Below are 12,621 nucleotides of genomic sequence, written 5' to 3' on the forward strand. Positions count from 1 at the left end.
TCAGCTCGTCGGGGCAGGGGCGACGGTCGGCCGGCTCTCCGCGAGGAACCGTGTCACCACTGCGGTGACCGGATCCTGGACGGCGGTGCCGAGCACGGCGTGACCGCGGTCAGGGGGTTCCAGGTAGTGCAGGTCGACGCCACGCGACCGGCCCAGGGCGGTCAGTCGCTCGGCGAGCAGCCGCGAATGCGCCACCGGGGTGGACTCGTCCTGGGCGCCGTGCACCAGCAGCAGCGGTGCCCGCAGCCCGGACGCCAGCCGTGCCACGTCGCGCGGGCCGATCTCGTCGTCGGCCTCGGTGAGTCCGTCGAGCCGCTCCACCATGCCCCGCACGGCGGGATGGCCGTCGGCGTGCAGGCGGGGCCCGGACAGGAACGGCGCGAGGGCGGCGCAGGCCGACCAGGCGTCCGGTTGGGTGGCGGCCGCCAGCAGCGCGAGGTAGGCGCCGTAGCTGACGCCGTACAGTGCCGGGCGCGGCCGGCCGGGCCCGCGGCGGCTGCCCAGGAACGCGCCGATGGCGGCGACGTCGGCGAGATCGGGCACCCCCCAGGCGCCCACGATCGCCCGGGCGTGGGCGGTGCCGTACCCGGTGCTGCCCCGCTGGTTGGGCGCCACCACGGCCACCCCCGCCGTGGCCAGCGCCTGGAACAGCGGCTCGAAGGTGAGCGACCACCGGCTCGCCGGGCCCCCGTGCAGGGCCACCACGACGTGTGCCGCGCTGCGCCAGTCGGGCCCGTGCACGACGGCCTCGACCGGCCCGCCGGCACCGGGGAAGGTCTCCAGCCGGCCGGGCGACCACGGCGGGGACGGTGGCGCGGGCACCCGCAGCCGGTCCGCGCCGGGGGGTAGCCAGGCGAGGCCGCACGGCCGATCCGGGCCCGACCGGGGAAGCCACAACCCGTTCGGCGTCCAGGCCGCGAGCGGCACCAGATCACTGTCCGGCATGGTGACGGGGTGCGCGGCGCGGGACATGGTGTCCCAGCGGAGCAGGCGCGAACGAGCCCCGCGGGTCTGCACGACGGCGATGCTCGTGCCGGTCGGATCGAGCGCGACCGGGTACACCTCGGGACGGCACCAGTCCCCCGGCGCCGACCACCGCGGCTCCCCGGTGTCGAGGTCGGCCAGGACCACGGTGGGGCCCTCCGGCCGGCGCACCGTCGCCAGCACCCGGCGGCCGGCGCAGGCGAGCACCCGGGACAGACCGTCCAACCAGGGCGCGGGCACGCACGTGCCGTCCCGGGGATCGACGATCATCCGGGTGGACCGGCCGCCGTGGCCGGTGGTGACCAGCACCCGGTCGCCGCACGCCACGGCGTCGCGCAGCCGGCCGGGCACCTCGGCGACCGGGCGCAGCCACGGCGTGCCGACGCCCAGCCGGTGCAGCGTCGTACCGGCGCTCTCCGGTGCGTCCGCCCAGCCGAGTGCCGGGAAGCCGGTCGCCGCCGGCGCGCCGATCACGCGCAGCGGTGCCGGGAAGGTGCCGAGTGTGGTGCGGCCGCCGTCGCGGTCCAGCAGTTCGGCGGTCAGTGCCCCGCCGGCGCCGAACCAGGTCAGCAGCGCCCGGTCGGCGTCCACCGGCAGGGGCATCATCCAGCGCGGGTCGCCGGTGACGGGTGCGGTGAAGCTCAGGCGGGGGCCGACGGTGCCCAGCTGCCAGCTCTCCACCCGGTGCCGGCCGCGTTCGTCGGCCGCCATGCAGACCGCCCGGCTCCCGTCGGCCGAGAAGCGGAAGCTGATGCGCGCGGTGACCTGCGCCGTCGCCGGGCTGCTCATCGTGCGGCCACCGGACGACGGGCCGAGGCCGGCGCGACCTGCCACCGTCCGCTCGACGGGTCTGCCATGAACGGCCGCCGGCCGCCGTGCCGCAGGCGCAGCAGGAATCCCACCGAGCCGGCGAGGCCCACGTTGAAGTCGGCGGTCACGTCCTGATCCCCCTCGTCGGGTACCAGCCGCAGGTCGCCGTGCCGGGCGTGGCGCAGCACCATCGAGGTGGCCAGTTCCTGCGCCCAGGCCCGGTACTCGCCACCGACCGCGTCCGCCAGGTCCAGCAGGAACTCGCCGTTGCCGGCCAGCCCGTGACAGGCCGAGGTACCCGTGCGCCAGCGGGTCTGCCGCACCGCGGCGGCCGCTTCGCGGGCCAGGTCCAGGTACGTGATCTCGCCGGTGGCCTGCCACAGGCGCAGCAGGAAGGTGCCCACCCCGGACGAGCCGCTGCACCAGTGGAACTGCATGCCGGTGCCGCGCTCGTCGCCACGGTCGGAGCGCCACCCGGCACCCCACGGTTTCCGGTCGACCTCGACAGCCAGGGTGTCGCCGGCCAGCACCGCGGTGCGCAGGAAGTCCTCCCGGCCGGTGGCCTGCGCGAGGGCGAGCAGCGTGTAGCCGATGCCGGCGACGCCGTGGGCGAACCCCAGGTGGGTGATGCCGACCAGCGTGGAGTCGAGGTTGTCGGGCACGGTCCAGTACACCCGCCCGTCCGCCTCGGTGGCGCCGGCCAGCAACGCTTCACCGGCCTGCCGGGCCCGATCGAGGAATTCCTCGCGGCCGGTGCCCCGCCACAGCCGCAGCTGGGCGAGGGCCGAGCCGGCGACGCCGTGGCACACGTCCGGGTTGGGCCATCGCACCGGCAGGGCGAGAGCCAGGTCGACCGCGCGGGCCTCCAGATCGGCGTCGCCGAGGTGCCGGGCGGCGTCGTACAGCGCCCAGGCCGTTCCCGACCGGCCGAAGTACAGGCCGGGCAGCAGCCGCGGCGCCGTGCCGGGACGCCCGGTCCAGGCCGCCACCCGGGCGATCACGGCGCGCAGGTCGGGCCGGTCGAGAAGCTGGTCGGCCCGCACCAGCACGCTGAGCACGCCGGCCGAACCGTGCTGCACGGAGTGCGGGTCGGCCGTGGTGCCGAAGGCCGTGCTGGACCACAGCCGGCCGGCATCCGGCTCGCTCGCGACGGTGCTCACGATGTGGGTCAGCCCGTCCCGGGCGAAGCTGTCCAGTTCGGCGGCCGGCAGCCGGTCGGACGTCGTACCCTCGGCCGGCCCGGTGCGGAGCACCGTCGTCGGCGTCGCCGCCCGGTCGTCGAGGAACGCGCGCAGCCGCTCGATGCTCCAGCGTTGCGCGGGTTCGTCGGCGGTCAGTCCCCGGATCGCCGGGGCCAGGGCGCGGGCCGTGGCGTTGTGCACCGCCGCGGCGGTGATCAGTGCGGTGATCCGGTCGTGTGTGGAGCCCGGCCCGGGCTGGTCCGTGCCGAACAGCGGCGCGGCTCCGAGCGCGAGGACGAACAGGACCGCGCCCAGGGCATAGAGGTCGGCGCTCTGTTGCGGCACCCGGCCCGGCCCGATCTCGTCGACGGTCTCCGGCGGGGCGAAGGCCGGCGTGTGTCCCCGCAGCGCCCAGGCGCCCGGCACGGCCACCAGTTCGGGGTCGATCAGCCGCAGCGACCCGTCCGGGGTGACCATGATGTTCATCGGGGTGAAGTCCTGGAAGACCAGGCCCCGCCGGTGCACCTCGGCCAGCAGGCCGGCCAGCCGCGACGCCATGTCCAGCGCGTCGGCCGGCGCGGGGCCGGCCATCGGCCCGGCGGCGGTGAGCCGGTCGTGGATCCACGCGGACAGGGTCGTGCCGGGGACCAGGGATTCGGCCAGGAACGTGTGGTCCTTCTGGTCGAACAGGGCGAGCCGGTCGGGGGCGATGCCCGCCAGCGCGTCGAGCGCGTCGGCCTCGGCGCGCAGCACGTCGCGGGCGTCGCGGCCGTCCGGACGCTGGCCGACGTCGGCCCGGGCCTGCTTGACGATCACCATCGTCTCGGTGTGCCGGTCCCACGCGCGGTAGACGCCGCCGCGGGCCGCGTGCCGGATCGCCTCACGTACCTCGAAACGGTCGCCCAGGACCACCGTGCGAGCCCCCGCGGCACCGTTGCTCGCCGGTGGGGCGGCCGGTGCCGGATAGGGCGGCTCGGCCCACGGCGGCGGGGAGAACCTCGGCGCCCGGACGTCCTCGATCGTGCGGCCGTCCGGGGTGCGCAGCCGGACCTGGTAGGCGCCGTCGTCGGTCAGCACCCGGACGCCCTGGAAGGCGCCGTACCGGTAGTGCACGAGGCTGCCCGGCCGCAGCGGCCGGTCGGAGAGCACGGCCGGCCCCCGCATGCCCGCGGTCGTCGCATCCAGCGCGGCGGCGACCTCCCGCAGCTGATCGTCGTCCTCCGGGTAGACCGTGATGATCTTGCCGCACTGGGCCCGGTCGTACCGCTCGTTGGTGAGCTTGGCGACCAGCTCGGCGGTGCGGGCGAACTTGAAGGCGCAGGCCCGTTCGACCAGCACCCCGGCGCAGCGGTGCAGCACCTCCGGCACGGACAGCCGGGTGGCCGAGACGTGCAGCTTCCACCCCTGCACCCGCGCTACCGCGGTGCCGTCCGGCGGACAGACGTGACACCAGGTGTCGTCCTCGGTGAACGACCAGCCCTGCGTGCCGTCGACGGCGACGACCGCCGCCACGATGCTCCGCAAGTGAAACTCGCCCATGCGATTGCCCGCCTTTCGACCCGCCGCATCGGCGGCTCCCGGCAATGAATCTGGCAGCGGTGGCGGCGCACAGCATCAGGGTCGGGACCCTTGTTTCCCGGCCGGCGGCGGGCAAGGGTACCGGCGGTACGTAGCCGGATCGGGTAGTTCCACGCCTGTTCCCGGCCCGGCCGTCTCTGGGACCGTTTCCGCGACGGTGCAGGACGGTGAAGGGAGGTGACCGCCGTGCGGGCCGATGCCTCACAGCCGCCGCTCGTCGGCCGGGACAGCGAGCTCGACGCCCTGATCACCGCCGTCGCCACCTGTGCCGGCGGCGGGTCCGTGGTGGTGACCGTCGGCGGGGACCCGGGACTGGGCAAGACCGCGCTGCTCGATGAGCTGGGCCGGTTGGCCGGCGCGGCCGGGCTCCCGGTGCTCCGCGGACGGGCGACGCCGGTCGGGCGGGCGGTTCCCGGCGACTCCCCGGTGTCGCGGGCCGTCGACGGCCTGCGCTCCGCCGCCGGCGGTCGACGCGCCGTCGTGCTGTGCCTCGACGATCTGCATGCGGCCGACGACGACGACCTGGCGGTGCTCAGCCGGCTCCTGCGGCGTCCGCCGACCGGGGCTCTGCTGGTGGCCGGTGCCTATCGGCCCCGTCAGGTCTCCGGTGCGCTGGAGACGGTCCTGCGGGACACCGCCGCCGGTTTCCGCACCGTCCACCTGGCTCCGGCCGCTCTCGACCAGGCGGCGGCCACGCGGTTGTTCGGCGACGGTCCGGCCCTGCGCCACCTGGCCGCCAGCGGCGGCAATCCGCTCTATCTGCGGGTGGCATGCGAACTGGAGCGCCGCGGCGGTGACCCCGCCGCGTTACCCGAGGATCTGCGCACCGCCCTGACCCGCGACCTCGCGCCGGTGCACGGCGATCAGCTCGCGGTGCTGCGCGCCGCCGCCGTCCTGGGCGACCCGTTCGACCCGCTCCTGCTGGCGCCGGTCGCCGAGCTCGACGAGCGGGCCGCGCTCGCCGCGCTCGACGGCCTGGCGGCCCGGGACCTCGTCCGCTCGGACGGATCGCATCACCGGTTGACCCTCCGGCACACCCTGGTGCGGGTCGCCGTGGTCCGCCGGACGCCACCGGGATGGTGGATCGCCGCGAACGCGCGCGCGGATCGGGCCCTGCACCGCTGCGGTGCCGGCCCCCTCGCCCGGGCTCCGCACCTGGCCCGGGCGGCCCGGCCGGGCGACGCGACGGCGGTCGCCGTGCTCACCGAGGCGGCCACCCGGGCGACGCCCCGCGCCCCGGCGGCCGCGGCCGCCTGGCTGCGCGCCGCGTTGCGGCTGCGTCCCGAGCCGCCCGCCGACCCGGCGGCCCCCGCCCGCATCGAGCTGCTGCTGGCGCTGGCGCGGGCCAGCGCGGCGACCGGTGATCCGGCCGGCTGCCGCGCCGCGCTCATCGAGGCGGCCGAGCTGGCCCCGATCGGTCGGCGCGCCGGCGTCGTCGCCCTGTGCTCGGCGACGCAGCGCCTGCTCGGTGATCCGGGCGGCGCCGAGCTGGTGGCACGCACCGAGCTGGCCAGGTGGGCCCCGGCCGACCCGGGAGCCGACCCGGTGCGGCTGCAACTGGCCGTGGCCGGGCTGGGCGTCCCCGGGGGTGGCGCGCGGCGGCTCGCCGCCCTGGCCGAACGCGCGACCGATGCGCGGACCCGGACCGCGGTGGCGATCTGCCGGGCGCTCGACGCCGGCTACCGAGGGCACACACCGCAGCTGTGCGCGGCTCTCACCGGGGCGACCCCGGTCGTCGACGGCATGGCGGACGCACCGTTCGCCGCCTTCCTCGACGAGGTCTGCCAACTCGCCTGGGCGGAGATCATGGCGGGGCGGCACGCCGACGCGATCCGGCACACCGGCCGGGCGGTGCGGGCCGCCTGCGGCACCGGCCAGCGGCATCTACTGCCCCATCTGCTGATCTGCCGCGCCTACGCCCAGCTGGCGACCGGTGACCTGGCCGGTGCCACGGCGGCCGCCGGCCAGGCGCACCGGGCCGCGCACCTGCTGCACCTGACCGACCTGGCCGCCGGCGCGCAGGCGCTGCACCACGCCGCCGCGGCGTTGCGCGACGATCCCACCGCCGGGCCGGCGGTCGGTGCACCGGCCGGGCCGGACCGGCCGGGCCAGGCGGCCGTCGCCGAGCTCGCCGCGGTGCGGCTGGATCAGGGGCGGGCCGACGACTGCGCCGCGCTCCTACGTCCGGTGGTGGATCGCGACGACGCGGCGACCCACGCGTTGCAGGCCGGGTGGTTCGGCACCGCCGCTCGCGCCGCGATGGTCCTCGGCGACCCGGCGGCGGCGCGCGACTGGGCCGGCCGCGCGGCCCGGGTGGCGGACGTGGTGGGCCTGCCGGGTCCGCGTGGCCATGCGTTGCTGGCGCAGGCGGTCGTGACCGGTGCCGATCCGGTCGCCGCCGGGCAGCTGTCCGCGGCCGCCGCAGCGTTCGCCACCGCCGGACTGGTGCCCGCCGAGATCCGCGCCCGCCTGCTGCTCGGCCGGGTCCTCGTCGACCTGCGGCAGCTCGACGAGGCGGCCGCGAGCGTGGGCGAGGCGAAGAACCTCGCGGACGCGTACGGCGCGGCCCGGCTCGCCGTCCTCGCGGTCAACGTGCAGCGTCGCATCGGCGCGGGCCGGTCCCGGGGCTGCGCCGACGTGCTCTCCGAGCAGGAACGGCGCATCTGTGCCCTGGTCGCGGCCGGCCTCACGAACCGGGACGTGGCCCGTGAGCTGTACATCTCGGTCAAGACGGTGGAGGGACACCTGACCCGCATCTTCCGCAAGCTGCGGGTCACGTCGCGGGCGGCGTTGACCGCGGTCGCGGTGTGACACCGGCCCGGAGAGCACCGATCAGGCTGGCCCGGTTGCGCACCTGCAGCTTGCGGTACACGCGGCCCAGGTGACCGTCGACCGTGCGCACGCTCAGGAACAGGGCTTCGGCGATGCCGCCACTGGTCATGCCGGTGCTGGCCAACCGGGCGACCTCACGTTCCCGCGAGGTGAGGTGGGCGAGCGCACCACCTTCGGTGAACCGGCCGCGCAGGGTCGCGGCCTCCTCGGCCAGCCGGGCCGACCCGCACCGGTCGGCGAGCACCGCGGCGCGGTCCAGCCACTGGGCCACCTCGCCGGTGTCGCCGGCGTCCAGCGCCACCGCGGCCGTGGTGAGCAACGTGCGGCCCACCTCGATCCGCTCCCCGCCCGCCGAGAAGTCGGTGATCGCGTCGCGCCCGGCGGCGAGCGCGCGGTCGACCTCACCGGCCAGTGCATGGGCCCGCATCCGCGCGCGCCGGGCGAACCCCTGCCGGTCGGTCGACGGCAGCTGCCGCAGGCAGACCTCGGCGAGCTCGGCCCAGTGCCGCACCGCGGCTTCGTCGTGCTCGGCCGCCGCCGCCTCGGCGAGGGTGTCGCACCAGCGGGGGCGCCGCCAGGCGGTCAGCTTCGGCAGGTCGGCGCCGCCGGCCGCGTCGAGCATCAGCCAGCGGGCACGGGCCGGGTCGCCGGTCAGCAGCACGAATTCGGCGTGGAAGCAGCGGATCGTGACGGCCCACGACTCCGGGGTGTCACCGGCGAGGCGTACCGCATGATCGGCCTGCGCCACCGCCTCGGCCAGGTCGCCGGGCCGGTGCCGCCAGAACAGGATCTTGGCGCGCAGCATCGCCGTGATCGCCTCGGTGGCCGCGTTGGCGTCCCATTCGACCGGGTGCGGGGGCTCGTCCAACGTCGCCAGCGCCTGTGGCAGGCTGCCGGAGCGCAGGCGCGCGTTGGTCAACGCGGTCAGCATCGCCGGCTCGATGTAGTTCTGACCGGTCCGCCGGCACAGGTCGACGCCGCGCTCGAGGTGCCGGGCCGAGTTCGCGAGCCGGCCCAGCATCCCCTCCATCATGCCGAGCTGGAACACGGCCTCCAGGTTGGTCAGCAGCACGGCGTCGGGTGCCGCGTCGACCAGGTCGGCCGCCCGGGTCGCGGTCCGCAGGGCACAGGCCTGCCGGCCGGTGAACAGCTGGGCGAGCGCCGCGTGGGCCAGGGCGTGTGCCTCGCCGACCGGGTCGTGGTGGCGGCGGGCGATGGCGGCCGCGGTCTCGGCGTGCTGCTGCGACGTCTCGTAGTCACCCAGGTTGTAGGCATGGTCGGCGAGTTCGGTGTGCAGCGCCGCGGCGGTCCCGGTGTCGCGGTCGGCCAAGGCGGCCAGCCCGGCCCGCGCGAGGGCCGCGGCCTCGCCGTAGCGGCCGCGCTGCCGCTCGATGCGGCTGGAGTCGACCAGCGCGTGCGCCTCGTCGGGCGCCCGGCGCGGCGGTGCCGAGCGCAACGCGTCGAGCAGCGCCCGGCCCTCGGACGCCTCGCCGGTCAGCAGGCGCGCCCGGGCCAGCAGCACCTGGACCTCGTGGCGGTGCGGGTCGCCGTCGCGCAGCAACGGCAGGACGGTCTGCAGGTAACCGGCCGCGCCGGCCGGGGAACCGTAGAGCATTCCCCGCGCCGCCGCGATCAGGGTGATGACGTCGTCCGGCCGGCTCAGGTCGGCCGCTCGCGCCACGTGGTGGGCGCGGAGCGCGATCGGGGCCGCCCGGTCGGCCAGCACGGCGTCGGCGCGGCGGTGCAGCTCCGCGCGGTGGCTGGGCTCCAACCGGCCGTACACGACCACGCCGATCGCCGGGTGCCGCAGCGCGAGGTGCGGCGCCGGCTCGGCCGGCCGGACGAGGTCGAGTCGCATGAGCGTGTCGAGGGCCGTCAGCGTCGCGGGCACCGGCAACTCGGCGACCTCGGCGAGAAGCTCCGGCCGGAACGGCTGCTCGAGCACCGCCGCAGCACGCACCAGCGTGAGGGCGGCGCGGTCGAGGCGGGCCAGCTCACCGAGGATCGGGGTGCCGGCGTCCGGCTGCCCCGCGAAAACAGCGAGGTAACCCGGGTTGCCCTGGCTCGCCCGGTGTGCCGCCTCGACGCCGGGCCGGTCGCCGAGCAACTCCCGGCACTGCTCGGCGGAGAGCGGTCCGATCGTGCGGCGTTCCAGCAGTCCGGCGGGCACGGTGCCGGCGAGCACCGCGGCCAGGGCCCGCGACATCTGCCGCTCGCGGTAGGCCAGCAGGCAGAGCACCGGCCCGGCGCCGGTCGCCGCCACCAGACGCTCGACCCGGTCGATGTGCGCGTCGGCGACCTCGTGCAGGTCGTCGACCACCACCAGCACCGGCCGTCGCGGCCCCGGGACGGGCACCGGGGCGCCGCGCGCCGCGACGACATCGACCCCGGCCGCTCGGGCCAGGGACACCGCCGCCGCCGCGAGAGCGCTCTTGCCGATCCCGGGTTCCCCGACGAACGCGAGGGCCCGGCCGGCACCGGACCCGAGCTCGGTGAGCGCCGCCCGGACGGCGTCGAGCTCACCCTGCCGGCCGACCAACCCGCGTCCGCCGGCACCGGACATCGATGATGCTTCACCCGACATACGACGTTTCTATCATCGGATTCCACAGAGGACGCCGTTGTCGGCCGAGAGATCCTTGCGGCGAACCCGCACCATCGGCCAGTCGGTCCTCGGCGAGGTCCATCGGCGCCGGGCCCCACCGTCGCTCTGCCCGCCGAGGGCTGCGCCGGCCGGACACCATCACGTCATCACCGGGCAAGTGGCCGAACACCCACATGATCAGACCGGTACCTCCTGCAGGGCACCGGACCCATGGATGATCAGGATTGCCTTCCCGTTTGACGTACGAGCATGGATCGGATCAACGCCGTCGACAGTCATTGCACCAAACAACGGGTGTTTGCCGGCTGTCCCCGCACCTCGCGATCACCGGCCGCGGTTTCGGCGGTGAGTGCCCGGTCCCGGGTGCTGGCCGGTTCCCGCCGGACGGCGGCGAGGTGCTCGCGCAGTTGGCAAGTCGGCTGTCGCGGGCGACCTCCTACGGTGCCCCGGCACGGGTGCCGGCGTCCCGGGCCTGTCGCTCGGCGCGGGCGCGGCCGGTGATCGCTCCGCCGCGCGTGCGCTTCACGGCGGCGAGTCGGTCGGTGGCCTCGCGCCCCGGACTTCGGCGGCCACGGCGGCGTTTCAGCTCCTCATGGCGGCGATGGCCATCGACGGCAGCCAGAGCGCGGCGTACACGGCGAGCAGCGCGAGCGACGCCGGGTCGGGTGTGTGGTGGTATACGGCCAGATAGGTGGCGGTCATGGCGACCAGCGTCACCATGTTGAACGCCCGCATACGACGCCCCGCGCGTATGCGTACCGCGCCCTTCTTACGGTTTGTCTTCGGGGTGACGAACCAGGACTGTGCCGTGTTGCGGAACCCCTTGATGTTGGCGATCGCATAGGTGTGCACGACCGACAGGGCGATCCAGCTAGCGACCGGGATGTAGAGAAGATTGATCCATTCGCGCTTTTTGATGGTCGTGACGACGAGGGGGGCGACGCCGCTGAGCAGCGTCACGAGCATGACCGGTCCCAGCCCGTATCCCAAGACGCGTAGCAGCTCACCGGGCTCGGCCGCCGGCCAGCCTGGTCCGGTGCCGAGGACCGCGACGGCGACCACCAGCAGGCTCCACACCACGGACAACTCGACGCCCAAGGCGGCGGTGTAGTAGGCGTTCTGGCGCAGCAGGCTCCATTTGGTGCGCAGGTCGAGCCCTGACCGTAGGACGGGCAGCAGGTACTCCTTGAAGGTGCGGGCCGAACCGATCGCCCAGCGCTCCTGCTGCCGACGGAACGCCTGGTAATTCGGCGGCACCTCACCGAGATTGGCCACGTCTTCCAGGTAGACGCCGCGATAGCCGGATAGGTAGAAACGATTCGACAGGTCGATGTCCTCGGTCAGGTGACCGGCGCGGAATCCGCCCACGGCATACAGCGCCCGCAGGTCGAACATCGCGCAGCAACCGGTGAACAGCACCATGTGGTTCCACCGCTGCCGGCCGGGCAGGTCGGACAGATAGCAAGATTCCTCGTTGAGGGCCAGACAGCGCTGGAAGTGGTCGCTACGGCCGTAGTGATACAGACGCTTGGCCTGGACGTATCCCGTGGCCGGGTCGGCGGCGATCACCTCGAGGCAGCGCTCGACGGCGTCGGCCTGGGGACGCCAGTCCGCATCCAGAAGGTACATGTGGGAGAAGCCACGCTGTCGGAGATACTGCTCCATGGTCGACAGGTTGCCCGCCTTGAAGCCGACGTTCTCCGCCCGGTGGAACAGGACGAACCGATCCGATTCCCACAGCTCGATGTCGCTACCGGCGTAACGGGCGCCGGGTACCAACGTGCAGCCCCGCTCTTGAGCCAGTGTCCGCAGCAGGGCGATCGTTTCCGGGTCGGTGGAGTCGTCGCCGACGATGATGGTCTTGTTCCGATAGGTCAGCTGCTCACACGCGACCACCGTGTCGGCGATCACTTCGCGCTCATTGAACGACACGATGACGACCGCCACCGCCGCGTCGAGCGGCAGCGGGACCGTGGGCGGGCGGCGGCGGGTCAGCGCGCCGAACGCGTAGGTGTAGTTGAAGACAGCGAAGAATCCGAAGTAGAGCGTCAGAAAGCCGGGAACGGCGAGAAGCAGAATCGTGGATGTCACGGCGCAGACCGTACGGGAGAGCGTTTTCAGGAATGCGTCATGCTGTGAAACTTTTGGACGCTTCTCCGGACGTCGCCGCCGGTCAGCCGCAGCGGACGAGGGTCGCAGATGCCCTTTCCGTTCGTCGTGAGGCTGGAAGTGCGGTGTGACATTTTCGGGCGTGGCCGCCCGGAGGGCTGCCCTGCGGGCCGAGGCCAGACCAGCACCGCCACCCGGACCGTCGTCGTCGACAACACCAAACCCGCCATCGCGATCAGCAAGGCACCCGCCAACGGCGCCAAACTCACCGGAAGCGCCGCGGTGACCGCCGCCGCCAGCGACCGCAACGGCATCGCCCGGGTCGAGCTGCTCGTCAACGGCAAACCGGTCGCCACCGACACCCGCGCCGGCTACGCGTTCACCCTCAACCCCGCGAGGTACGGCAAGACCTTCACCGTGCAACTGCGGGCGTACGATCGCGCCGGCAACATCCAGTACAGCAGCCGGCGCACCTACCACCGCTGATGCATGGCCCTCGCCGGTGCCGGCCCGCAGCGGGCC

General features: G+C 74.6%; 6 protein-coding genes. 2 read left to right on the forward strand and 4 right to left on the reverse strand.

Annotated elements, in window-relative coordinates; all coding sequences use genetic code 11:
- Positions 1 to 1,773, reverse strand: coding sequence for a S9 family peptidase (locus ACSP50_RS22115; protein WP_014691497.1), 1,773 nt, complete (start codon positions 1,771 to 1,773; stop codon positions 1 to 3).
- Positions 1,770 to 4,514, reverse strand: coding sequence for a class IV lanthionine synthetase LanL (gene lanL / locus ACSP50_RS22120; protein ID WP_014691498.1), 2,745 nt, complete (start codon positions 4,512 to 4,514; stop codon positions 1,770 to 1,772). The genes ACSP50_RS22115 and lanL overlap by 4 nt, the downstream gene beginning before the upstream one ends.
- A 216-nt stretch (positions 4,515 to 4,730) precedes the next feature.
- Between lanL and ACSP50_RS22125 the strand changes: the two genes are divergently transcribed.
- On the forward strand, positions 4,731 to 7,364 hold the full coding sequence (locus ACSP50_RS22125; protein WP_043511921.1) for a helix-turn-helix transcriptional regulator: 2,634 nt from the start codon (positions 4,731 to 4,733) through the stop codon (positions 7,362 to 7,364).
- Here ACSP50_RS22125 and ACSP50_RS22130 read toward each other — a convergent pair.
- On the reverse strand, positions 7,327 to 9,948 hold the full coding sequence (locus ACSP50_RS22130; RefSeq protein WP_014691500.1) for a helix-turn-helix transcriptional regulator: 2,622 nt from the start codon (positions 9,946 to 9,948) through the stop codon (positions 7,327 to 7,329). The two genes, ACSP50_RS22125 and ACSP50_RS22130, sit on opposite strands and share 38 nt — an antisense overlap.
- Before the next feature lie 624 nt (positions 9,949 to 10,572).
- Complete coding sequence (locus tag ACSP50_RS22135; protein ID WP_014691501.1) at positions 10,573 to 12,081, reverse strand: glycosyltransferase family 2 protein; 1,509 nt, start codon at positions 12,079 to 12,081, stop codon at positions 10,573 to 10,575.
- Between the two features lie 138 nt (positions 12,082 to 12,219).
- On the opposite strand from ACSP50_RS22135, the gene ACSP50_RS43075 reads away from it, so the two are divergent.
- Entirely contained in the window at positions 12,220 to 12,585 is a 366-nt protein-coding gene (locus ACSP50_RS43075) for an Ig-like domain-containing protein (protein ID WP_043511924.1), read from the forward strand.
- Positions 12,586 to 12,621: the final 36 nt, after the last annotated feature.

The sequence above is a fragment of the Actinoplanes sp. SE50/110 genome (assembly GCF_900119315.1).
GTDB lineage: Bacteria > Actinomycetota > Actinomycetes > Mycobacteriales > Micromonosporaceae > Actinoplanes.

What these genes read in the sequence shown, in the direction of transcription:
- ACSP50_RS22115 (WP_014691497.1), bottom strand. Translation starts at nt 1,773, where the DNA reads ATGAGCAGCCCGGCGACGGCGCAGGTCACCGCGCGCATCAGCTTCCGC.
- lanL (WP_014691498.1), bottom strand. Translation starts at nt 4,514, where the DNA reads ATGGGCGAGTTTCACTTGCGGAGCATCGTGGCGGCGGTCGTCGCCGTC.
- ACSP50_RS22130 (WP_014691500.1), bottom strand. Translation starts at nt 9,948, where the DNA reads ATGTCCGGTGCCGGCGGACGCGGGTTGGTCGGCCGGCAGGGTGAGCTC.